We start from the raw sequence: 23995 nt of genomic DNA, 5'->3' as shown, positions 1-23995 counted from the left end.
TTTTGTAACTTTTTCCCATATCTTTTTGGGAATGAGATGGTTTCTTATTGTCTTTTTTACCCACTGATTATTAACTTACTGAAAAATTGACTCGCTTAGGGTCTTGACATATTACCGAAGGACTTATATGGAAGGCTCCTCGTGCCTTGTCAACTCTAAAATGATAACATAACGGCGATCAACGACAACACCGTATTGTGAGAAATCTGCCGACAGGATATATCAGATTTAGGATTGACATGGTACTTAAGCTTATATTTATTACAGAATAGCAAAGGCAAATCTTGCTAAGACATAAGAAAACCTGGCTGGCACCAAGCCTCTTTGGCACAGGCGGCAGCTTTCGTTGCACTTAGCTGGTTCAGAAAATACTTACACTTTCTGATACACTAAAATAAGTATAGCCAAAAGAGAAGTTGCCTGTCAACAGACCTGATAGCCGCAAATCCTACTTAATTCTTCGTTGACTTCAGATCTCGCGGTGCAATCAGATAATAATAAATATTTCTGATTATAATACGCAGGACCGCTGCCAGTGGAACTGCAAAAAGCATTCCGAGCAAACCGCCGATTTCCCCGCCGGCCAAAAGAGCAAAAACAACCCAGAGCGGATGAAGACCGATTTTGTTGCTCATCAGACGCGGATTAATCAGATTGCTGTCCAGCTGTTGGACGATGAAGATTACCAGGGTGACTTTTACAGCCATCAGAGGGGATCTGCTTAAGCCCAGTAAAATTGACGGTATGCCGCCTAAGATCGGACCAAAATACGGGATCAGATTGGTAATTCCGCAAATGATCCCGATAATCAGCGCATATTCCATACCGATGAGCTTAATCCCTATGCCGATCAGAAGGCCGACGATGACCGCATCAATCATATTGCCCTGGATATACCGTTTGATCACATAATCAATTTCCTGTAATACCTTGTGCCACTGCTCCCTCATCCTGCCAGGAACAAGCATTAAAACCCCGTCCGTGATTTTTCTCCAGTCCGTCAAAAAATAGATGGCCAGAATTGGAGAAAGAACCATTAATCCGATGGAAGAAAGCAAAGCCGGAATATTTTCCATGACCTTTTCCAGCCAGCCGGTCAGATAGGATTGCCCCTGAATCAGTTTTTTATCCATTAATCTGCTGAGCTCTTCAGGCAGGATATTTTGCGGGTAAACACTTTTCCCGGTTTGTACATAATGGTAAATGACTTCCAGCCTCTCTGGAAGTACGACGGACAGTCTTCCAAGCTCCAGGTAAAACGTGGGCAGCAGCAACAAAAACAGCACAGCAAGCAAAACCACAATCCAAAGGAAAATCAAGGCAATTGCCCACCGTCGGCGCAGGCCTTTTTTTTCGAGCCAATTGACCATGGGACTTAAAAGATAGGCTATAACGGCGCCTGCTGCAAAAGAAAAAGCAATCTTTTTAACTTTCATAAACAGCAGGAAACCTGCTATAACCAACAAGATGCCAAAAATCCAACGCAGCTTGGTCTGTCCCATACTCGCCTCCCAGTTATGTTTTAAGACAAATAAAGGGCGGTCTTTTCAAAATGAATTTGAAAATCCCAACCCCCGATGGACAGGCCGTGGCCTTAGCTTCTTGGCCTTGCCGCTACTTGCCATCCATGGTATAAGCGAAGCGCCAACTCTATTCTACGCATGCACGGTATGAAGAACTCTAGACATAGCAATTCGGCGTCATTCAGCAGCTGCCTGAGCCTGAACGATCTGCTCGCTTTCAAGGAAGAAATCTTCCCACGCTACCAGTGTCCCATCTTCTTCCAAATCAAATACGACTACCTGATCGGTATGACTGTTGAATTCAATAAAACAGTCCCAGCAATAGTATTGTTCCACACCGACCTTTCCGGTCTGTCGTCCCCCGCAAACCGGGCAAATCATGACAATGAACCTCCTTCAATCACAACAACATCCTGGCTCTCGCAAAGAATGTTTTCCTCAAATACAGCCTCCCTGCCCTTCATCAAATCCGCAAAAAGACCGTCTGATATTTCATAACCAAGTACTTTTTGGACTGTGTTGTCCACATAGATATCGCCTATCGTTCCTTTGATATCGCCTTCTCCATTAAAAACCTTGTTTCCGACTTTCTGAGACCAGGATGCACCTGAAATCTTTTTCCCTTCTGGGTTTTTAACAGCAAGGGAATCCTTGCCGAAAGATACGATATCATCTCTGCTCATGTCTTCCAGCGGGTGCGTGAGCAGAGAATCTTTTTCCACGATGACGCCGGAAACCGTATTGTCTTTTTCATTATATAGGATATCTTTTACCCAGCCCAGACGTTCCCCGGAATTCAAATCAATCACCGGAAGCCGGACAATATCTCTCATCCTCCGCATAATTCCCTCATTTGCCTTAGGATTATATCCGGTATTATTGCCGGAATATCGGGATAATATTCCTTTCAGCAATATTGCATTCTATATTATGACATAAAACTGAAATATCGCTGAAAGAAGTATTTCGCACGGGTCAGCCCTTCGGCAATCACTTCTTATTCTGCCTTAAGAAGATCTTGGCGGATTCCGCACTTATCCGATACAATGACCCCTCCTCCCAACACCGTCGGCCCGTCATAGAACACAACCGACTGACCGGGAGTAACTGCCCGCTGCGGGGTCTCAAACTGAACCCTGACAAGATTATTTTCAGGATAAAGAACAGCTGCTGCAGGATTCGCCTTGTAACGAATCTTCGCCTGCACCTTCAAGGGGCCGGACAGCCTTTCCAGGGCAATCCAGTTCAGACCTGTCGCCCAGAGAATATCGGTATAGAGATCATTTCCTTCTCCAAGTATTACCCTGTTGCCAACCGGGTCAATCGAAGCCACAAACATTGGTTTACCAAATGTTACCCCTAATCCCTTGCGCTGTCCGACCGTATAATGGATCAATCCCCTGTGTCTGCCGATAATGCGGCCGGAGAAATCCGTGAAATCACCTGGTTCAGAATCTTTGCCCATTGCCGCCCTAATATATTCCGCATAGTTGTCGTCAGGAATAAAACAGATTTCCTGACTCTCACTGCTGTCAGCAGCTGTCAATTTTCTGTTCCTCGCCAAGTCCCTGACCTGTTCTTTCGTATAATCACCAAGCGGGAAAAGTGCATGGGCAATCTGCTCCTGGCTTAAGGAGTATAACACATAACTCTGGTCTTTTTTCGCGTCCAGTCCGGTTTGAATCAGCCAGCGGCCTGAAGTTTCGTCAACCATTTTCCGAACGTAATGACCGGTCGCAAGATAGTCGGCACCAAGTCCGCGCGACTGTTTCAGCAATTCTCCGAATTTGATTTTCCGGTTACACAGCACACACGGATTTGGCGTTTCCCCTCTGTAGTAGCTCTCTGCAAAAGAATCAATGACTTCCTGTTTAAAAACCGTCCGGAAATCAAGCACATGCAGCGGTATCCTGAGCTGCTCAGCTGCTTCCAGCGCAGCAGTTTCAGCAAGTCCGCCTTCATGGGTCACAATGGTGACTCCGATCACCTCATGACCATTTTCTTGAAGTAAAGCAACGGCGGTGGAACTATCCACGCCGCCACTCATTCCAACAGCAACTTTCATACGTTTAACCTTCATCCTTCCTCAGACCTTGGTCTTTTTCTGGATGTAGTCTTTGATAGCTTCATGAACAGCATCTGCGGCAAGATTGGAACAGTGCAGCTTGGCTTCAGGCAAACCTCCAAGGGCTTCGGCAACAGCAGCATTCGAAATATCCAGGGCTTCATTCACGCTTTTGCCTTTGACCATTTCCGTAACCATACTACTGGTCGCTACCGCAGCCCCGCAGCCAAATGTCTTAAACTTGATATCTTTGATAATATCGTTTTCAACAACCATTGAAATCCGCATAATGTCGCCGCACTTGGCGTTGCCGACTTGCCCAACGCCATTTGCATTTTCAATTTCACCTACGTTGCGGGGATTCGTAAAATGATCGATTACTTTTTCTGAATACATCTGATTCACTCCTGTCTTATTTCTGTCTTTCAGCTTGCTTTGAGGAACAATCTATTTGCTTTAAGCTAGTTCAAATTGCTTTATGATATAAAGGAGACATTTCTCTTAAGCGCTGCACGATCTTCGGAAGCTCCTGTAACACATAATCGATCTCTTCATCCGTATTCTGTCTGCCAAGCGAGAGCCTCAGAGAACCATGGGCAACCTCGTGGCTTAAACCCATGGCCAGTAAAACATGCGAAGGATCCAAAGATCCCGAAGTACAGGCCGAACCGCTGGAACCGGCGATGCCAACCAAATCGAGACTTAAGAGCAGTGATTCTCCTTCAATGAAATTAATGCTGATATTGACATTGTTCGGAAGACGCTTGGCGCCACGCGGGCCGTTCACCTTGACACGATCAATGCTGGCGAGGATTCCGTCGAATAATTTATCACGGAGTCTGACCAGTTCAATATTCTCGTCTGCCATCCTTTGTCCGGCCAGCTCACAGGCTTTGCCAAAACCAATGATCCCCGGAGCGTTTTCCGTACCGGAACGGACTTTTCTCTCCTGCGAACCGCCAAAAACAAGCGAAGAAATCCTGACGCCTTTGCGGATGTATAAAGCTCCGGCCCCTTTCGGGCCATAGATTTTATGGCTCGATATCGTTAACAGGTCAACATTCATCTGATTTACATCGATTGGCAATTTTCCAAGAGACTGGACGGCATCGACATGGAACAGGATCCCTTTTTCCCTGGCAATTCGGCCTATTTCAGCGACAGGCTGAATCGACCCGACCTCGTTGTTGGCGTGCATAATACTGATTAAAATCGTGTCCGGACGGATTGCTTTTTCTATATCCTGAACACTTACCAAGCCTTCCTCATCGACCGGCACAATGGTTATTTCGTAGCCGTTTTTAGCCAGGTATTTAAAAGTATCCAGAACAGCATGATGCTCAATCGCCGAAGTAATCAGGTGAGTGCCTTTTTTTGCTCTTGTTCTGGCGGCACCCTGAATGGCCAGGTTATCAGCTTCCGTTCCGCCGCTGGTAAAGGTAATCTCCGAAGGATTTGCTCCAATCAGAGATGCAACCTGTTCTCTGGCTTCGTCGATGGCCTTATGAACTTGTCTTCCAAAGGAATGTACGCTGGATGGGTTTCCGTAGTACTCTGTAAAGTACACCATCATTAATTCTGCCACCTGCGGGTCAACCGGCGTTGTGGCACTATGATCCAAATATATTCGTTTCATCTTATCCTCCATTAAGCAGCTCTTATCTGTCGACAATTATCTGACAGATCGTAGCAAAATCATCATCTCAGACATCTATTGAAGAAATCCCAAGTTTTCTCCGCCGCTACCTGCCTCTTTTAGTAAATCAGCCAAAGAAATGGAATCAACGACACCGTTGATGGAATCCCTAACTTTCACCCATACTTCCCGCGTTACGCAGAAATCTGTTTTTTGGCAGCAGTCTTCTTCCGACTGGGTAACGCACTCGACTGGTGCGATCGGCCCTTCCAGTACCCTGATCACATCACCGATATTGATTTGTTCAGGGCGCTTGGCCAGTTCATACCCGCCCTGGGGCCCCCGGATGCTTCTAACCAGCCCTGCCTTACGCAGCTCAGGAACGAGCTGTTCCAGATAATGCTCAGATAGTTTCTGCCTGTCAGCGACAGACTTCAGGGAAACCGGACCATCAGCCGCGTGCTGGGCTAAATCAACCATGATTTGTACGCCATATCTGCCCCTGGTAGAAAATCTCACGCAATTCACCTCATGCCATGCAAAATGTTACCCTTCGTCAGTACGCTTATATCCTACTAAACCAATCGGAATTTGTCAATAAGCATTCTGGTTATTCTTTTGCAATTTTATTTGTTATAATGGATTCATCTTTCATAACATTTCCTTTTTATTATTGGTTTATCAATGATCAAGTATATCTGCAAGAATAATTTTGGAGGAAAAAGAAAATGAATCTTTTTTCGGCTGCTTTTGACTCCGGCAAAGTTGCTCCCCTGGCCGACAGAATGCGTCCCCGTACCCTCGAAGAATTTATCGGCCAACAGGGAATTCTTGGCCCCGGCAAACTTCTGCGCCGCGCCATTGAAGCAGACCGGGTGACATCGATCATTTTATACGGTCCGCCTGGAACAGGTAAAACATCCCTGGCTCAGGTCATCGCTAATAAAACGACCTCGAATTTTATCCGGATCAATGCTGTTTCTTCCGGCGTCAAAGAACTCAGAGATATCCTGGAAAAAGCCGAGGAAAGGCTGCATCTTTATCAGCAGAAGACGCTTGTGTTCTGCGATGAAGTCCACCGTTTCAACAAAGGCCAGCAAGATGTTCTACTCCCGGCTATTGAACGCGGTATGATCACCTTTATCGGAGCAACCACTGAAAACCCTTACTTTGAAATCAACTCCGCCCTTTTAAGCCGTTCCACGATTTTCAGACTGAATCTTCTTTCAGAACATGAACTCCGTCTGGGGCTTGAGAATGCCTTGAAGGACAATGAGCGAGGTCTTGGTAATTACCATACAGAGATTACAGCAGAAGCATTTCAGCATTGGGTGGATTTCGCCGGCGGAGATTTGCGCCGGGCATTAAATGCGCTCGAACTCGCAGTTCTGACCACAGCTCCTGAAGACGGGATCCGCAGGATTGATCTGGAAACCGCCATAGAGTCCGTTCAGGAAAGACACTTTCGTTTTGACAAAAACGGTGACAACCATTACGACATGATTTCGGCGATGATCAAAAGTATGCGCGGGTCCGATCCTGATGCGGCCCTGTATTGGTTTGCTGTTCTGCTGGAATCCGGCGAGGACCCGCGGTTCATCATGCGCAGGATCATCGTGCATGCTTCCGAGGACGTCGGCCTTGCTGATCCGTCAGTCATGCTCCAGGCCCATGCCGCAGCCAATGCCTTAGAGTGGGTTGGCCTGCCTGAAGCCAGAATACCGATGGCACAAGCTGTCCTGGCTATTGCGACTGCTCCGAAAAGCAATTCTGTTGTTGCGGCGATCAATCAGGCTCAGGAATACGTCAAAGCAAACAAAGCCGGCCAAGTGCCGCTGCATCTGAAAGATGCCTCTTATCCCGGCGCCAAGAAGTTTGGCCATGGTTTAGACTATCTTTACCCGCATGCTTATCCGGGCAACTGGGTCGAACAGGACTACCTGCCCGAAGAAGCCAAGGGAGCAAAATTCTTTGATCCGACCGGTCGCGGGATAGACAAGAACAGAGGAAAACCGACTTAATAAACTTACCTAATCTGTGAGAAAAATAATTTTTCTTTCATGTCAATGACAAATAGTTGGCAACAATTAAAAATCCGAGCAAAAAAAACGCACACCTCGCTGTCTTTTAGCACAAGTGTACATCGATAATCTCTAAGAAAAGAAAATCAGGCTAACTGTTCTTCTTTTCTCTTTTCTTTTCATACATGACCTCATCCGCTTTTGCCAGTACATCATTCGGGGTCTGGCATCCCTGCAACGGGGCAATCCCGAAACTAAGGTCGACCATCGGTTCAATATTTTTCACATAGTCTTTAAATTCTGTTTTGACTTGTTCCAAAACCGTCTCCACGTGTCCGCTTTCACCAAAATAAACAACAATAAACTCATCGCCGCCCCAACGGCTGATCATATTTTTCCCATTATCAAAATGCCGCCTTAAAATAGCCCCCAAATGTTTCAGTCCATCGTCTCCTGCTAGATGTCCTTCTTTATCATTAATCATCTTAAAATTATCGACATCAAGCATGATCAAATGACCGTTGTGATTTCCGGATTCAAACTGTTTCTGCAGGATATCATTAAAATTTCTTCGGTTCAGCAGCCCTGTCAGCTCATCAAAATGAGCGAGTTGCATGAGCCTTCGATTCGTCTGGTAGTAAGCGTCAGCAAAATAGCGTACAACTAAGAAACTCAAAAACAGGACAATTGGAACCTGAATCAGCTGGTCCACGAAAAAACTGCCGGGATCCAGTACGGGTATTCTCTCCGGGAAATAATGGGCGTAAGTGTGGACACCGATAAAAGCCAGAATAATCACAGCGATAATTGTATTGCGATACCAGCCGTCCAGAATGTAACTGGCGACAATCAAGAGAAAAAATACATACGCAATCGTAAAGCTGTCACTTCCTCCGGCATCGATAAAACCAAAAGGCAGAACAATCCCTGTCAGAACCAAAAAAAACAAAAATTTGCTGCGCTCGGAAAAACCTCTATGTCTTTCATACAATAAACTGCATACTGCTAAAACGAGTAAAAAAATCCATTTAATATTGAGGCTTAATGGGTAGCCTACGGCAAGATTTCCAATAATAGAAAACGCTGATAGCAGTATCATGGCCTTTAACAGGACTAGATAAAACCCCTGCTTAAGATTCGTTTCCTTCACTAACCCCATCTCTATTCTTTTTTAAATTAATACCAGTCATATTGAAAATCATAACATGATATTTTTAGGATAACAATCCTAATTTTGGAATTTTTTCCAAAATGATTCATCTGAGCATCAAGACAGAACAATACCCCGGAAGAGCCGGGTCATTCGTATATTTATTTAATTAATACCAGTATCTAGCTTAAAATGTTCTGGCTTTTTCTTCGGCTTCCTGCATTTTTTGGGAGAGTTCTCCCTGCGCATCAAATCCGATAACATCAAGTTGTTCCGCAGCGATTGTTGTAAAGTCGGTGATGCCCAGAAAACCGAAAATTGTTCTTAAATACCTGTCACCCATTTCATAAGCACCGCCTGCTCCTTCCGAATAAGCGCCGCCCCGGGTTACGATATGAACAGCTTTTTTTCCCTGGCATAAGCCCACGGGGCCTTGTTCGGTGTAATGAAAGGTAATCCCGGTGACCGTAATATAATCCAGATAACATTTGAGAATGGATGGAAAACTAAGATTCCACATTGGAGCAGCGATAATGATTTTATCACTGGCCTTGAACTCATAAGCATACTTTAAAACGGGATGATTGACGGAATCCGCGTCCTTTGGACCAAAAACAGATTGTAGATCCTCTGCAGACAGCGGCTTGACACCTTCCTGGTAGAGATCGTGGGTAATAATCTCATCACCAGGATTGTTTTGCCTGTAGGCGGTGATAAAACTCCCTGAAAGGCGAAACGTCCTCGACTGCTCGTCCGGCTTGGGATTTGCTTTAATATACAGTACTTTAGCCATAATTTTTATCCTCCATAATCATTGACAATCTTCAAATAGTTTTAGTCATTTTTGATAAAGCTATGACTGCCATTTCAAACCAAAACAATCATCTTCGCTTTGGCTGCTTTTGCCGAATTTTTCCCTTACCCTGGAGCTTCTCCTGCAGTTTCTCCAGCGCCTGGCGTATCTCCGGCTGCAAAGCGTCTTCCAATTTAGGATCTTCCAGATCTCCCATGCTGGCAAGGCTTTCAACATAGGAATCCCGAAGACCCCGATTGATTTCCACGAGCTGATAATCTTCTTTAATCCCGGCAAGCAGAGCGTCCCTGCTGCTGAGAAAGGTTTCTGAAGTTTCCCGGACTGATCCATTTGCCGACTTTGTCCGGACCGGAGCTTTTTGTTTGGCAGCCCGAGTTTCCGTTTTCTGGTGATCTTTCTGTGGGAGGGCATCCCGGGTCTCTTCGAGCGCAGCTTGAAAATAATTGATTTCTTCCATGAGCTTTGCCGCCCATTCCTTGACTACCTCAGGGCTCCGGGTAACGATAAAGGCCTCCTGAACAGATCCACCATTTTTCAGTAGGATCTTACATCCGGTCGGTGTCTCGTATTGATAGGTCGCACCGCGTTCCCTGGTATTGGTTACATCAATCACCCCGGGAATAATGTCTGTGATTTCGCGGCGCTTACTCAAATCCTCCAGCCAGTCCAGGGCGCCGGTAATGATACTGTGTTCCCTTTTAATTTTATTGCGGCGAAATTTCATATGATAACCTCAAGCTGCGCGACGGACAAAATAATTAAAAAACAGATTAAAAAAACAGATGCTGGATATCAAAATTTCCTTTTTCACTTAAGTTTAATAAGCCCATCGAAAACTGTGGCTGTCCTCTTCTTTCTGTTGGAGATCCAGGATTGAACAGCAATACCCCTTCATAGACATTTTTATAAGGTATATGGCTGTGTCCAAAGATAATCATATCTACATCTTCTCCCGAAAAGAAATTGTAAGCCCTTTCCGGGGTATTCTTTCCTGATCCAAGATAACCATGCGTAACACCAATCCTTAGAGAACCTAGTTTGGCTATGATTTTCTCCGGCAGCTCTTCCATTAACCAGTCACAGTTTCCTCTGACTGCAATGACCGGTGCAATCAAATCCAGTTCCTCGATTAGACTCTTCGTCACAACATCTCCTGCATGAATAATTGTATCAACCTCACTTAAAACATTCCAGACAAATGATGGGAGTTTCCGTCCATAGCGAATATGTGTATCAGAAAGAATGGCAATTTTCATTTCTTTCCTCCCGTTCTGTCAGACTGCTTTGGATACATGTTCCACATTTAATACTTTTCGGATTATTTGGTTAATTTCGTATTTATATAATAGTAATGAATAATTGCTGATTTGCCAATAGCTGTCTACATAATTTAACAGACAATATGTAAAAATAAACAGAGACATTCATCTCTGTTCTCTTCATTGTTATAGAACGTTATAAATACTGGCATTGACATTTTAAGGTTTTGCGAATTTCGTTGGCAACCCTCCAGGTTTCCTGCAAATGAGGAGTAAGCAGCTCTATCTTGCCGCTGAATCGGTCTACAAGCAGATCGGGGCTCGGATCACCGTCAAGGTCTTTATTGGAATGGCGGATATCTATCGCGATTTTATTGTCGTCAAACACAGGCGGAACAAAATAATTGAGTACTTCTTCTGTCGCATCTATCAGATCAGCCACTTGATCATCCGAATAACCTTCCCGTAAAAGAATCTCTTTAACCTGAGGCAAAGAATGATCTAAAGTAAGCAACATCTGCGCCCTTCTGACCATTTCAGGATCTATATTCATTCTGCCACCTCTTTTCATTAGCTGCTTATCAACATTTTTCCCTGTAAGACGGAACAAATACTACTATATTTTTTACTGACTTGGTGTTCTTGCCCAACATCAAATCTTTATTTTAATATATGTGCCAATTTAGTGGAGGTTAGAGTATGTTAAAATTTTTTTCGCTGCCTGCTGTTCTGGCAGCAATCTCCGGAGCTGCAATGGCCGTGCAGGGAACGCTGAATTCACAGCTGACGCAAAAAACTTCTTTGCTTTCTTCGACGCTGATCGTACACATCATTGGCAGTTTGATTGCCCTTCTGGCCGTATTGGCTTGGAAAGTACCTATGTTTGGGCATAAATGGCTGCAAATCCCTTGGTATCTCTATTTGGGAGGAGCGTTAAGTGTCGGAATCGTTGCCTTAGTCGCCATAACGATATCCAGAATTGGCGTATGCAATGCCACGACGGCCATTATCCTTGGACAAGTCGGCCTTGCGGTCATTATTGATCACTTTGGGCTTTTCGGGGTCCAAAGAATAAGTTGGAATCCGTGGCAGTTGCTGGGTCTTGCACTTTTTGTCGGTGGGGCAAAGCTGCTGTTTAAATAAATACTAGATTGTTCCGGAACGGCCATTGATCATATTTAAATTCAAGAGGATATTATAAACTTCTTCCGTGACCACGTATTTGTGAATATTGCCATTAGCGGAAAGCAGTAATATTTTTGTTGCTTCCCCTTTCCGATCTCCATCGATAAGCCTTATAATATACGCATAGCTCTCTGTCGACAAAGAAAGTTGCTGAAACTCGTTATCGCCGACAAACAACGCCCAGTATCCGTCTGAGATTTCACTGTCCCCAGTATAGATGGAATTATAGACACTATTTGTATCCGTCCCATCCCCTGTTGTTGTGGTATCCTTAACCTCACTTGATGTTGGCAGCGTAATTTCGCCTATTTCTTCAGTATTTGCAGTTGCGGAGGTTAGCTGATCGTAAACATTATGAAAAAAATCCGGGAATAGCAAATATCCGACAATACCAACGATGAATATCCATAATGCAAGCACTTTAATATCGCCCCAGATATCATTTTGAGGAGGACGTCCCCAGGCGTTGCTGCGCATAATACCACCCCAAGAAAATATACGTCCATTTATTGGAGAATATGACGTTGCATCTTTTAAATATTCCCCCTACAATTTAACTGAGGTGAAAAATTTTGATGGATTTGCTGCAAAAGAAACTGAAATTGCTGCCGGATAATCCTGGCGTTTATTTGATGAAAAATGCTACTGGTAAGATTATTTACGTTGGCAAAGCCAAGGTGCTGAAAAACCGGGTAAGGTCTTATTTTACAGGGTCCCATGATCAGAAGACCCAAAAACTTGTCAGTGAAATTACCGACTTTGAATATATCCTGACATCTTCTGAGGTTGAGGCTCTCCTGCTCGAATGCAACCTCATCAAAAAACACGACCCGTACTATAACATTATGCTGAAGGATGATAAATCTTATCCGTATATATTAATAACATCCGAAAAACACCCCCGGATTATTGTCACCCGTAAATTTTCCAAAAAAGCCGGCAAATATTTCGGTCCCTATCCCAATGCAACAGCGGCCAGAGAAACTGCCCGCCTGCTGAACCGGCTGCTTCCTTTCCGCAAATGCAGTCAGATCCCTGCCAAATCCTGTCTTTATTATCATATTGGACAATGTCTCGGTCCGTGTATCCATCCTATTGAGCCTGAACAATATCAGGAGGTCCTCGATAAAGCCACCATGTTCCTCCGCGGCAATCAAAAAAGCATCATCAACTGGCTGGAAGGAAAAATGACCAAAGCCGCCGAAGCGCTGCAGTTTGAGGCAGCCAGAGAATACCGGGATCTGATTCAAGACCTGAAAACCATCAGTGAAAAACAAAATATTACGCTAAGTGATTTGCGAAACCGCGATATCGTGGCCTACGCGTTTAATGAAGAGCTAATGAATATTCAGGTTTTTTGTTTTCGTCAGGGTAAACTGGTTACCCGGGACAGTTTCTTCTTTGCCTACTACGATGAACCGGAAGAATCATTTCTTTCATTTCTGATACAGTACTATACGGACGAGATGGTCATTCCGGATGAGATTTGTATTCCTGAAATCCAATCGACCGCAGTCATGGACATCCTTCCTCTGACCATACCTAAAAAAGGTAAAACCAAACAACTTCTGGCAATGGCCGCCTCGAATGCTGAGACTGTTCTGAAAGAAAAAATGGACCTGGAAAAAGACAAAAATGAAGAGATTCAGAAAACGATGACAGGATTATGTAAACTTCTCGGAATCGCTCAGGCCGATACGATCGAAGCCTTCGATATTTCTGGACTGTTCGGCAGCAATATTGTCGGGGGTATGGTTCAGTTTAAAGCCGGAAAACCCTTTCGGGCAAACTACCGCAAATTTAATATTGCTCCGCTCGCGAACAACAATGATGATACTGCCTACCTCAAGCATATTATCGGGCGCCGTTATTCCCGTCTGCAGAGAGAAGAATCCGCAATGCCGGATCTGATTCTGGTTGATGGCGGAAAAGGACAAGTCAAAGCCGCACTTGATGCTCTGAAGGAGCTCCGCTTGACCATTCCGGTTGCCGGTATGGTTAAAAACGACCGGCACGAAACGCGCAGTCTGATCAATCAAGCAGGCCGTGAGCTTTCTATTGACACCAGAATCGAGGTGTTTTATCTGATCCAGCGAATCCAGGACGAAGTGCACCGTTTTGCGATCACTTTCCACAGGCAGCAGCGGATTAAAAACATGACCGCATCGGAGCTGGATGGTATCCCCGGAATCGGGCCAAAACGAAAAAGAATGCTCCTCAGAACTTTTGATTCTTTGGATGCGATCAAAAATGCTGCACCTGAAGAATTTATTAAGTCCGGTTTGTCGGCAGTGGCCGCCCAAGAAGTCTATAACCACTTTCACCATACGTAAAAACAGGTATGATATTATTTTATATCTTGTTAAAAATTTTCTTTGATGTTTGTTTGATTTTTCTTCCTGCCTTGACAAGACAGTCAAAGACGTATATCCTAGAAAATGGATTAATGACTCACAAAAACGCGAAAATATAATATATTTTCGTTTTTTGTGTCTTATTCAGGAGTGATATTTTGAAGCACAAATACTCAATTATTATTATCCACCCTGACCACGACAAAGCACCCCGGCAGATTCAGTTTTCTGTCAAAGCGAAAAAAATGATTGTTACCAGCTCAGCTGCACTGGGTATCTTTTTTACGGGACTTTTTGCTTATGACATTTACCAGGCTCATTACATCAATGTTTATCAGCAAAAAATTGCCTATGTCGATAAGCTTGAAGATCAGTTGCAGGCCAAGGATCTGGAAATCGCTAGATTAAATGAAAAGACATCCGAAATCAATCAGAACTTGTTAACCATCTCCTCACTGGAATCTAAAATTGCCGGCATTCTTAAAATCCAGCAGAAAAGTACGACGGAAGTCAGCCGCGGCAGTTACTCCGTACAGTCATATTCCGAGCCGGAAAGCCTTGATCAGGCTTCAAATCTGCTCAATTCTCATGTGGAAACCCTGCAGGAGTATTATGATGCTTCCGTAGAATACAAAGACAAGCTGAACCGGACACCGAATATTCTTCCGGTCAATGGCCCGATCTCCTCACCTTTTGGCTATCGCCGCAATCCTTTTGGCGGCTGGAGCAGTGAATTTCATTCCGGTATTGATATTGCCTGCGATTATGGCACACCTGTCCAGGCGGTTGCTGCCGGGACCGTCACTTATGCAGGCTATGACGGTTATTGGGGACGAAGGGTGCAGATTGACCACGGCTATGGCGTTGTAACGTTTTATGCCCATAATTCCAAACTGACAGTCAAAGTCGGAGACACGGTTCAGAAAGGCGAGATTGTCGCGTACAGCGGAAATTCCGGCCGGAGCACCGGCAGCCACCTTCACTACCAGGCCTATGTTGACGGCGAACTCGTTGATCCGACAGTCTTTACTACCTATACCGAAGCGCAATAAAAAAAGGAGCGGCTAAGCATGTTTAGTAAAAAAGAAAACGACATAAAACCGGTTATCCGCAATATCAGCACGAACACAAATATTACATACATTGCCGAAGACTGTGAGCTCAAGGGGTCTTTGGTATCGAGCGGCAATATTCGGATAGACGGCAAGCTCGAAGGCACTGTTGAAGTCGGGGGCGACTTAATCATCGGTCAGTCTGCCTCAGTAAAAGCCAATATTTCTGCTGCTACAGCAACGATTACGGGCGTTGTCTGTGGGAACATTAAGGTCGGAGACCTGTTGGAATTAAGCCCTACCTCCCGCCTCTACGGGGACATCACCGCCAAACAGCTTAAGATCGACCAGGGCGCCATCTTTGTCGGCACAAGTTCGATCGTCTCTGACAGTATAGATCATCGCGATGATGCTTCCCCTGAAAAAAAGTCCTAAGAAACAATGCATATTCGGATTCGGAGTTTTGCAGGAATGCTGTAACAGCAGCCCAGCAAAACTCCTTTTTTAGCTCTGTGTCAAATATGAGGAATTTTTTCGTCCAATAACATATCTTCTTGAGGTCTAAGTTCTTAGATATTATAACATACGATATTTTTATTTATTTTATTAATTTCGCTATGGTTAGAGGCATATTGAAAATTTTTTTGAGTTATAACTTTATTTTTTTTATTTTCTTTCATAAGTACTGACAAACAAGCTTTGACTACCTCACTATCATATAAAACATTACTATGTTTTAATACTTCAGCCATTGCTTCTCCTAAACCACGGGCAGGTCTATAAGGTCTATGAGAAGACATCGCATCTATCGTATCCGCAACAGCTAATATCTTTGCTTCTATAAGTATTTCATTATTTCGTAAACCATTTGGGTACCCAGAGCCATTCATTCTTTCATGATGCTGTAAAATTATTTTAGCAATTGGCCAGGAAAAGTCTAAGGTCTTAATAACTTCAAAACCATTCTGAACATGCTCTTTGATTAAATTGAATTCATTATCTGTTAAATTACGAGGTTTATTAAGTATATCTAAAGGTATAGCTATCTTTCCAATATCATGTAGTAGTGCAGCTACTTTTATTCCTTTAATTTGTTCCTCCGGTAATTTCATTTCTTTGGCTATAGCACAAGACAAATTAGCAACATTTGTTTGATGAGAAGCCGTATATGAGTCCTTTTGTTCTAACAGTTCACTCAATGCTGTAATTGTAGATTGTGAAAGGATTTGTAATTTCTCATTGGTTTTTTTTAGTTTTGCTTCCAATGACTTAATTGCTTCCTTTTCCATTAATAATTCCGTTTGCACTTGCTTATACTTTGACATTTCACACATATATTCAAAGCGAACATCCCTGCCGTCCCTCCAACGGATTATCTTATTGGTAATTTCAAAATATTTATTTACAAAAGTATTATAATGTTCCCAGATATATGGTTTGTCCTTGGTTTCTTTTATAATTTGATTTGTACAAAAAATACATGGATAATCTTTATTATGCAAGACCTTATAGCATAACTCTCCTATCGGTTCTCTACCATAAATATCTTTAATAAATTTATTTGCATAAAGTATTTTGTAGTTTTCTATATCCGAAACGTAAATTCCCGCATTGATGCTATCAAACATAGTACAGTATTGAATACGTTCGAAATTCATGCTTTTTTTCGCCATATCATTTGCAATAGTTGAACAAAGAATTCTAGCAATAGACTGGAGAAAGTTAACATCAACTTCCAGCCATTCACGATAATTTCCCCATACATCAAAACCTAAACAACCGTAGTATATATTTTTAACAAATAACGGGATAATAAAAAGAGATTTTATCCTTTGGTTAAGTATTATTTTTTTTGTCATCTCATCGGGAATATCTTCAATGTCTGAAAAACATATTATTTTATTATTTTCCACTTGATTTAGTAACCAAGGTGTAAAACATTCCGACATATCATGAAGATTATTTTTTTCGTGCACGATACCGGGCGAAACCCATACAAAATTATTATTTATATTTGTTTCTTGATAAGGTTCTAATAAATAGGCTCGACTAACTAATAGAGTTTCTCCAAGAACTTGAAGACTTTTATTTATGCAATCGTCTATATCACTATCTTCAAGAGTAATAAGAGAAACTTTATTTAGCAATTGTTCATATATGAGTCTGTTTTTTAATGAATTTATTAAATTCCTTTTTTCAACAGCCAAATGTGTATGCAAAAATGCTTACTCACTTTCTAAAAGAAGTTTTATAATTTTAGAAGAAGTGTAAATCGGCTACCAAATGATCGTCATTTTAAATTTAAAAAATTCTTATTTGTTCTTAATTATACTATTATAAAACATTTTACTCAAGAAAAATTTTGTTTTTCAAAATATTTTTATTACTAAATATTTATTTAAAGCTCCATGAATGGTCAATAGCCGAAAAGCGGTTGGGGACACGATATAAACCCCTAAATTTACAAAAAGATACTGCCAACAGTATAAAACTATTAACAGCATCTTATAGGTTTGGAGTTACTCTTATTTAGGGGGTTATCCCTACAATACAGAACCTTATCTTACATACCACTTTTGATGGTAGTCCCTTGGATTGTAGGATATCGAGAAGTAAATGTTGCGGCTTAGGTCAAGTAGGTTTTCCCACCAGGATCCCTTTGGTTTCCTGCAAGGGCGGTTTCCCCTTCCTCCTGGTCTGAAATGTTGCCATTTCTCAGAACTTGATCGCCACTTAGTCCGCACTTCAATCCTTCTCAATAAAACGCTCTAGAAGTTTTCCTTAACACTCCCGGTCACCCTAGCCTCTTTTGCAGAAAAGAATTTCCGGCAGGTATAACGGATGTTTGCCAACACCAGTTAACCAATCATCGCCTTTCCAACTTTTCCACCTCAAGGCAGGCTACACTGCACTAAGTTCCTTCCTAATGCAGGTTCATCCCCAAGCCGTAGCTATGTTTCAAACCACGTACCTGGGCCTCCACGGATAAAGGGTAGCGCCCACATGCCATTGCGGATCCCCCTCTGTCCTTAACTCCCAGCAGCAGCCCACGACTGGGCGTCCCAAGCCACCACCAGGAACTTCATCGGTATGCCCTTAGCGGATTCTTAGGCCCGCCCTCGAATGACCGTTTCATGCACTAGAATAACGCTCCATGATCCAAAGGAACCTTACACATCTGAAACTAAGATATAATTAGTTTTCACTAGTTCATTTTTATTAGCTTCCACATCATTTTATACATATAGCTTCCATATCATTTTATACATAATCCGTATTTTTTGCAAAAGCCGGATGTACTATAAAGCGAATTCATACCGCAGATAACTGAACGTTCGTTGATTAAAGAATCGTCTATTTCCGTCAGTTGATTATTTTCGGCTAAATTCGGCCAAAACAGTCTATATTGCCGACCAAAAACCACACCATTATTTGCCGTTTAAAAATAAAAGTCGATCAAAATTATGTATCATTTTTTTTGTGATATTTTTCCCATAGCGAACCATCAGCATATTGGCTGGATGAGATGTGATTTCCTCATCGTCCGTATCTTTAATAAGCAGATCCGTATGCGTCATCAGACGGCGCATCATTTCCCTGTATTCCCAAATCGGCAGGTTTGTTCCATCCAAATCCCAGTGCCAGTAATATTCTGTTGCAATCACAATATAGTCTTCCATTTTTTCGTCACCGAAAGCAGCTTCCAGCATCCTGCGGGCTACCCCATAATTGCGGTAGCGCGGAGACACTTCAATCGCTCCGAGCTCCAGAACTTTGTCTTGTCCGGATGACCACCGTTCAAATTCATCCGGCGGATGAAACGTAATATAGCCGACCAGCTCCCCATTGATTTGGGCTGAGACGACTTTTCCCTGTGGAAGACAGCTGATCTCAACAATGGCTTTTTTTTGTTTGGCAGCCGGACGGAAAGCTTTTAATTGCTGGTCAATTTCAAGCTTTTCCAAGATATCCGGAGATGTCACCCCGGATATCAGCAGTTCCCCTTTCGAAGTCTGGATAGTACAGGTAATGTTGATCCATTCCTCTTTATTCATTTACCCACCCTGCTAGGTATTCCGCCTGATCCGATGTCAGGCTGTCAATTTGCAGTCCAAGTGAATGAAGCTTCATCAGCGCAACCTTATTGTCCAGTTGTTCCGGAACATTAAAAACTTTGTTCTCAAGCCCCTGGTTTTTTACCAGATATTCGAGGGCCAAAGCCTGCAACGCAAAAGACGTATCCATTACTTCCACCGGGTGGCCGTCTCCTGCAGCTAAATTCACCAGTCTGCCTTCAGCAAGCAAGAAGATTTTTCTCCCGTCTTCAAGGGTAAATTCTTCAGTGTTGGGGCGGACCTTTCTTTTGGAAACAGCCAGAAGACTCAGGTCCTGCTTAGAGATTTCCACATCAAAATGACCGGCGTTCGCCAGGATTGCACCATTCTTCATCCGTGCAAAATGATCTTTTGTAATGACATTTTTATTGCCAGTCACGGTAATAAAGTAATCTGCCATAGAAGCGGCTTCCTTCATCGGCATGACCTCGTATCCGTCCATCCAGGCCTCATTGGCTTTAACCGGGTCAACTTCACAGATAATGATTTTCGCCCCAAGCCCTCTGGCTCTTAATGCCACACCTTTGCCGCACCATCCATAACCAACGATACAAACCGTTTTTCCTGCAACGACCAGATTGGTTGTCCGCAGAATCGCATCCCAGACGGATTGACCCGTTCCATATCGGTTGTCAAATAAATACTTGCTTCTGGCATCATTGACGGCCATCATCGGAAATTCAAGCTTTCCTTCCCTGGACATGGCTTTTAATCTGAGAATACCTGTTGTGGTCTCCTCCGCTCCACCTCTAACCTGGCCAATCAATTCCCGCCGGCAGGTATGAATTGTTGAAACGAGATCCCCACCGTCATCAATGATATAATCAGGCCCAAAATCGAGGGCCTTGTTGATATGCACTTTATACTCCTCATCTGTCGCACCGTGCCAGGCATGAGCCCTGATGCCGTTTTCGACCAGAGCCGCTACCACATCATCCTGCGTAGAAAGCGGATTGCTGGCGACCACAGCAACTTCCCCGCCTCCCGCCTGAATTGTCAAGGCCAGGTATGCGGTTTTTGCTTCCAAATGAAGGCAGATGACAATTTTTTTCCCTGCAAACGGGCGCTCTTGAATATATTGATCCCGAAGTGAATTCAACACCGGCATGTACTGTTTTACCCAGTCTATTTTTCGTTGTCCGTCAGCAGCCAGCCTAATATCTCGAATGGTAGAAACTTCGTTCATCTTAGCACCTCCTCCGCTTTATTATACACGTATTTGTTCTAAAAGTCAGACTGCTTCAGAAGAAAATCAGGCTCCTTTTCAGGACCTGATTGTACAGTCTTGCTTGCGTACTTATGCTGTTTCTTTCGGACTTTTTTCCTTGCTGCAGGCAGCAACTTTTTGAGCAATTACATCAAACAGCGCCGACTGATATTCTTCAACTTGCCCTTCATCGGAAAGCGCTGTCAGTCTTGGATCAATCGGCAATTGGCCGAGATAAGGAATTTCATTCGCCGCAGCTTCCTTCTCTCCAGCCGGTTTGCCGAATATCTCAATGCGCTTGTTGCAGTCCGGGCATTCAATATAAGCCATATTTTCAACAAGTCCATAAAAAGTAGCTTTATACATGGTGGCCATTTTTATGGCTTTACGGACAACCATGTTAGCGAGCTGCTGAGGACTTGTGACAATAACCAAACCATCCACCGGAATAGACTGCAATACGGAGATCGGCACATCACCGGTTCCCGGAGGCAAGTCAATCAGCAGGTAATCAAGTTCTCCCCAGATCACATCCGTCCAGAACTGTTTCACCAGTTGGGAAATGACCGGACCTCTCCAAATCACAGGATCATCCTCATTTTCGAGCATAAGATTCAGAGAAACAATCTTGATGCCACTCATGGATTCGACCGGCATAATCCCCTTTTCAGCGGCACTTGCTTTGTCTTTGAGACCAAAAATCTTCGGAATGCTGGGTCCTGTGATATCCGCATCGAGAATGCCGACTTTATAGCCCTGACGCATCAGGCTTACAGCAAGCATGCTCGTTACAGAGGATTTCCCGACTCCACCCTTGCCGCTCATGACTGCGACAACATTTTTAATATTACTTAATTTTTGAGCTTCAGTAAGTTCCGGAACTGAGGAGCAGCTGCCGGAGCAGGTTGAAGCTGTTGAACAACTGCTGCATGGACTACTCACCTTTTTTACCTCCATTATTCGCTTACAAGTTTTTCCAGCTGATCGAGCAGCTCCACAAAAACATCCAGTGCCTGCTTAACCGGTTCCGGTTTTTCCATATCGACTCCGGCTTGGCGCAGAAGTTCGATCGGATAATCTGAGCCTCCGCTGGACAAAAACGCCAGATACCGCTGTACAGCAGGTTCCCCTTCCTGCACGATTTGCTGAGCGAGAGCCGTCGCTGCTGAAAATCCTGTCGCATACTTATAAACATAGAAAGCATTATAAAAATGCGGAATCCGTGTCCATTCCATATTGATCTGTTCATCCAAGACAATGTCTGACCCAAAATATTTCAAGTTCAGGTCCCGGTAAATTTCGGACAGGTAGTCCGCCGTGAGGGATTCATTCCGTTCGGCTGCAGCATGTATTTCCTTTTCAAACTCTGCGAACATGGTCTGCCTGAACACGGTTCCCCTGAATTGTTCCAGATAATGATTAATCAGATAGGCCTTCATTTTACTGTCATTCGAGGCATTGATCATATGACGCATAACCAGGGATTCGTTCAGTGTGGACGCAACCTCGGCCACAAATATTTTATATCCTGCATAAAGATGCGTCTGGTTTTTATTTGATAAATACGTGTGCAGGGAATGCCCCATTTCATGGGCCAGCGTAAACAGGGAATCCAGCGTATTCTGATGATTCAGCAAAACATAAGGATGGGAGCTGTACGTGCCCCAGGAGTAGCCTCCGCTTGTTTTGCCGATATTCTCATAGATATCGATCCAGCCGGAACGAAATCCTTCGTCCAGAATGTCCAGATACTCTTCTCCCAAAGGTTTCAGCCCTTCGCGTGCAATGGATTTCGCTTCCTCAAACGGAATATGCGTATCCATTTCAGGGACGAAAGGAACATAAATATCATACATATGCAACTCAGTAACGCCGAGGACTTTTTTGCGCAGCTGGATATACCGCTGGAACTGCGGCAAATAGTCATGAACTGTCTGTATCAGCGCGTCGTAAACGGAAAGTGGCACTTTGTCGTCGTCAAGAGCGCTTTGAATCGCAGAATCATAGTGTCTGACCCTTGCATAAAAAACATCGGCCTTGACACTCGCTCCGAGCATTGCCGCCCAGGAGTTTATTTGTTTGCCGTAAGCCGCATACATCGTCGTAAACGCATCCTGTCTGACTCTACGGTCTTTGCTTTCCATATACCGGATAAAATTTCCCTTGGTCAGTTCAATTTCCCGGCCTTCTTCATCCTTGATCGGACCGATTTTCAGATCCGCATCGTTGGCCATGCTGAAAATCGTGCTTGGTGCTGAAGCCAGTTCGCCTGTTTCAGCCAGGATTTTTTCCTCGGCCAGACTCAAGACATGTTGTTTTTGTCTCAAGATATTTTCCAGGTAATGATGATAAATCTGCAATCTCTCATCCTGACGAATCTCACTAAAGCGTTCATCCGGAATAGCCAGGATTTCCGGAACAATAAAGGACAAGGCGCTTCCGGCCTGTACTGAAAGCATTGTCGCCCGGTCTGTCATCCCCTGGTAACGGGAAATCCGGTTATCTTCATCCCTTCTCATCCGGGCGTACGTAAACAGTTCTTCCAGGTTCAGGCTGAAACGGTCTGCCCATTCCATACATTCAACAAAAATGTCCGCACCGCCGGCAAGCTGTCCCTGATATTTTGCGGAAAGCCCAATCATCTTTTCTGTTTCGCTAAACATTGTCTCCCAGTCCTGATCACTGGCAAAAATATCTTCGAGTCTCCATTTATATTCCTGCGGGATTTCTTCCCTTGAACGTAACGTCTCTGACAAACTGATCCCTCCAAATAATTGATCTTCTCGAAATATTATACACAGTAAAAGAAAAAATTACTAATTTGTTGAGCAAATTAATACTAATTGTTTGCCCTTAATAACAAGAATACCAGTCTGTGTAAACGACAGGTTGGTATCTTTTTATTCGGCTAAATCTGCCCATGTTGTATAAGGCTTCCTGCCAAGATTAAGATTTGTGTAGCGCTTCTCGCCGGTTATTTCACGGTCACCGGCAACCCATTCCGGAAATTCCAGCGGATAATCTTCCTGCGGAATTTCTGCATCCACCGTAATCAAGCCGGTATTTTCCTCTTCATAAACATCAATCTCCCAGATTATTCCCTGACCGCTCTTCACTGTATATCTCGTCTTAATGATGGGCGGGCTTATTGCCAAGGACATAAGCTTCCGAACCTCATCCTCCGTTACTTCCTTGGCCGGAGTCTCCAACTCGAACCGCCTGTTTTTCGTATAATAATCCTTGATTGTCAACATCATTTGATTTCCCTTGATTCTGAACCTGACCGATGGTTTTTCCGAAAGATAACCTTGAATCATCCGTTCCCCTTTCTTCAGTTCCGGCAGAAGATGCTGATGAACAAGGTACTTGCGCTCAATCTCCAGTCCCAATATCCCCAACTCCCATACGAGTACCATAATAACCCCTAAAATTACAATAAATGGCGAGCAGATTTCTTGGTAAGACAAGGCGGTATTACGAGAAATCTGCTGACAGTATATGAATTTAGGGTTGACATGGTACTATTGCAAATTTATTTTATAAGCTTCATTATACCTTAAATTTTCCAAGGTCTATATAAGTCTATTTAATTTATTATCTATCTTTAATCTAAT

24 protein-coding genes are annotated in these 23995 nt (G+C 43.6%); 5 read left to right on the top strand and 19 right to left on the bottom strand.

Translation table 11 applies throughout. The annotated features are described in order from the left end of the window. Positions 1 to 452 precede the first annotated feature (452 nt). The 7 genes from OKX56_RS10675 to OKX56_RS10645 form a co-directional block, all read right to left on the bottom strand. Complete coding sequence (locus OKX56_RS10675; RefSeq protein ID WP_015042472.1) at positions 453 to 1502, bottom strand: AI-2E family transporter; 1050 nt, start codon at positions 1500 to 1502, stop codon at positions 453 to 455. A 198-nt stretch (positions 1503 to 1700) separates the two neighbouring features. Then, positions 1701 to 1904 carry a YrzR-like zinc ribbon domain gene (locus OKX56_RS10670; protein ID WP_015042471.1) on the bottom strand — a complete coding sequence of 68 codons (204 nt, stop codon included), beginning with the start codon at positions 1902 to 1904 and terminating at the stop codon, positions 1701 to 1703. Further along, complete coding sequence (locus tag OKX56_RS10665; protein ID WP_015042470.1) at positions 1901 to 2365, bottom strand: PRC-barrel domain-containing protein; 465 nt, start codon at positions 2363 to 2365, stop codon at positions 1901 to 1903. Before OKX56_RS10665 ends, OKX56_RS10670 begins: the two co-directional genes overlap by 4 nt. A 155-nt stretch (positions 2366 to 2520) precedes the next feature. Beyond that, on the bottom strand, positions 2521 to 3588 hold the full coding sequence (gene mnmA, locus OKX56_RS10660) for a tRNA 2-thiouridine(34) synthase MnmA (RefSeq protein WP_015042469.1): 1068 nt from the start codon (positions 3586 to 3588) through the stop codon (positions 2521 to 2523). A gap of 21 nt (positions 3589 to 3609) precedes the next feature. Beyond that, entirely contained in the window at positions 3610 to 3984 is a 375-nt protein-coding gene (gene nifU / locus OKX56_RS10655; RefSeq protein ID WP_015042468.1) for a Fe-S cluster assembly scaffold protein NifU, read from the bottom strand. Between the two features lie 70 nt (positions 3985 to 4054). Further along, positions 4055 to 5224, bottom strand: coding sequence for a cysteine desulfurase NifS (nifS, locus tag OKX56_RS10650; RefSeq protein ID WP_015042467.1), 1170 nt, complete (start codon positions 5222 to 5224; stop codon positions 4055 to 4057). Between the two features lie 75 nt (positions 5225 to 5299). Further along, positions 5300 to 5743 (bottom strand): RrF2 family transcriptional regulator, encoded by a 444-nt coding sequence (locus OKX56_RS10645; protein ID WP_015042466.1) that lies wholly within the window; start codon positions 5741 to 5743, stop codon positions 5300 to 5302. Positions 5744 to 5952: 209 nt separating this feature from the next. Here OKX56_RS10645 and OKX56_RS10640 point away from each other — a divergent pair, with 209 nt between their 5' ends. Then, on the top strand, positions 5953 to 7245 hold the full coding sequence (locus OKX56_RS10640; RefSeq protein WP_287896392.1) for a replication-associated recombination protein A: 1293 nt from the start codon (positions 5953 to 5955) through the stop codon (positions 7243 to 7245). A 151-nt stretch (positions 7246 to 7396) separates the two neighbouring features. Here OKX56_RS10640 and OKX56_RS10635 read toward each other — a convergent pair whose 3' ends face one another. From OKX56_RS10635 to OKX56_RS10615, 5 genes are all read right to left on the bottom strand, one after another. Then, entirely contained in the window at positions 7397 to 8236 is an 840-nt protein-coding gene (locus tag OKX56_RS10635; protein WP_034362097.1) for a GGDEF domain-containing protein, read from the bottom strand. A gap of 346 nt (positions 8237 to 8582) precedes the next feature. Further along, positions 8583 to 9188, bottom strand: a complete 606-nt coding sequence (locus OKX56_RS10630; protein ID WP_019225782.1) for an FMN-dependent NADH-azoreductase — start codon at positions 9186 to 9188, stop codon at positions 8583 to 8585. Positions 9189 to 9276: 88 nt separating this feature from the next. Further along, on the bottom strand, positions 9277 to 9933 hold the full coding sequence (locus OKX56_RS10625; RefSeq protein ID WP_019225781.1) for a DUF2103 domain-containing protein: 657 nt from the start codon (positions 9931 to 9933) through the stop codon (positions 9277 to 9279). A gap of 46 nt (positions 9934 to 9979) precedes the next feature. Beyond that, on the bottom strand, positions 9980 to 10465 hold the full coding sequence (locus OKX56_RS10620; RefSeq protein ID WP_015042461.1) for a metallophosphoesterase family protein: 486 nt from the start codon (positions 10463 to 10465) through the stop codon (positions 9980 to 9982). 199 nt (positions 10466 to 10664) lie between these two features. Beyond that, positions 10665 to 11021 (bottom strand): hypothetical protein, encoded by a 357-nt coding sequence (locus tag OKX56_RS10615; protein WP_015042459.1) that lies wholly within the window; start codon positions 11019 to 11021, stop codon positions 10665 to 10667. A 146-nt stretch (positions 11022 to 11167) separates the two neighbouring features. Here OKX56_RS10615 and OKX56_RS10610 point away from each other — a divergent pair, with 146 nt between their 5' ends. Continuing rightward, positions 11168 to 11611, top strand: coding sequence for a DMT family transporter (locus tag OKX56_RS10610; protein ID WP_019225780.1), 444 nt, complete (start codon positions 11168 to 11170; stop codon positions 11609 to 11611). Between the two features lie 3 nt (positions 11612 to 11614). Here OKX56_RS10610 and OKX56_RS10605 read toward each other — a convergent pair whose 3' ends face one another. Further along, positions 11615 to 12130 (bottom strand): hypothetical protein, encoded by a 516-nt coding sequence (locus OKX56_RS10605; protein ID WP_019225779.1) that lies wholly within the window; start codon positions 12128 to 12130, stop codon positions 11615 to 11617. Positions 12131 to 12228: 98 nt separating this feature from the next. Here OKX56_RS10605 and uvrC point away from each other — a divergent pair, with 98 nt between their 5' ends. The 3 genes from uvrC to OKX56_RS10590 all read left to right on the top strand — a co-directional run bounded on the left by uvrC (position 12229) and on the right by OKX56_RS10590 (position 15494). Next, the gene (gene uvrC / locus OKX56_RS10600; RefSeq protein WP_019225778.1) at positions 12229 to 13986 is read left to right on the top strand and encodes an excinuclease ABC subunit UvrC; all 1758 of its coding nucleotides are present in this window, start codon (positions 12229 to 12231) and stop codon (positions 13984 to 13986) included. Between the two features lie 179 nt (positions 13987 to 14165). Further along, positions 14166 to 15059, top strand: coding sequence for a M23 family metallopeptidase (locus tag OKX56_RS10595; RefSeq protein ID WP_019225777.1), 894 nt, complete (start codon positions 14166 to 14168; stop codon positions 15057 to 15059). A gap of 18 nt (positions 15060 to 15077) precedes the next feature. After that, entirely contained in the window at positions 15078 to 15494 is a 417-nt protein-coding gene (locus OKX56_RS10590; protein WP_019225776.1) for a bactofilin family protein, read from the top strand. A 134-nt stretch (positions 15495 to 15628) separates the two neighbouring features. Here OKX56_RS10590 and OKX56_RS10585 read toward each other — a convergent pair whose 3' ends face one another. The 6 genes from OKX56_RS10585 to OKX56_RS10560 all read right to left on the bottom strand — a co-directional run bounded on the left by OKX56_RS10585 (position 15629) and on the right by OKX56_RS10560 (position 23797). After that, a complete protein-coding gene (locus OKX56_RS10585) occupies positions 15629 to 17278 on the bottom strand; it encodes an HD domain-containing phosphohydrolase (protein WP_019225775.1) in 1650 nt (549 codons plus the stop codon). A gap of 1209 nt (positions 17279 to 18487) precedes the next feature. Continuing rightward, entirely contained in the window at positions 18488 to 19114 is a 627-nt protein-coding gene (locus OKX56_RS10580; RefSeq protein ID WP_019225774.1) for a GNAT family N-acetyltransferase, read from the bottom strand. After that, a complete protein-coding gene (locus OKX56_RS10575) occupies positions 19107 to 20360 on the bottom strand; it encodes an adenosylhomocysteinase (protein ID WP_015042451.1) in 1254 nt (417 codons plus the stop codon). Before OKX56_RS10575 ends, OKX56_RS10580 begins: the two co-directional genes overlap by 8 nt. Before the next feature lie 111 nt (positions 20361 to 20471). Then, positions 20472 to 21323 (bottom strand): Mrp/NBP35 family ATP-binding protein, encoded by an 852-nt coding sequence (locus OKX56_RS10570; RefSeq protein ID WP_015042450.1) that lies wholly within the window; start codon positions 21321 to 21323, stop codon positions 20472 to 20474. A 14-nt stretch (positions 21324 to 21337) separates the two neighbouring features. Then, positions 21338 to 23137, bottom strand: a complete 1800-nt coding sequence (gene pepF, locus OKX56_RS10565) for an oligoendopeptidase F (protein ID WP_019225771.1) — start codon at positions 23135 to 23137, stop codon at positions 21338 to 21340. 144 nt (positions 23138 to 23281) lie between these two features. Then, positions 23282 to 23797 (bottom strand): CYTH domain-containing protein, encoded by a 516-nt coding sequence (locus OKX56_RS10560; RefSeq protein ID WP_176714397.1) that lies wholly within the window; start codon positions 23795 to 23797, stop codon positions 23282 to 23284. Between the last annotated feature and the right edge of the window lie 198 nt (positions 23798 to 23995).

Source organism: Dehalobacter sp. (assembly GCF_030063005.1).
GTDB lineage: Bacteria > Bacillota > Desulfitobacteriia > Desulfitobacteriales > Syntrophobotulaceae > Dehalobacter > Dehalobacter restrictus.
This window is presented reverse-complemented; position numbering and strand designations above follow the sequence as displayed.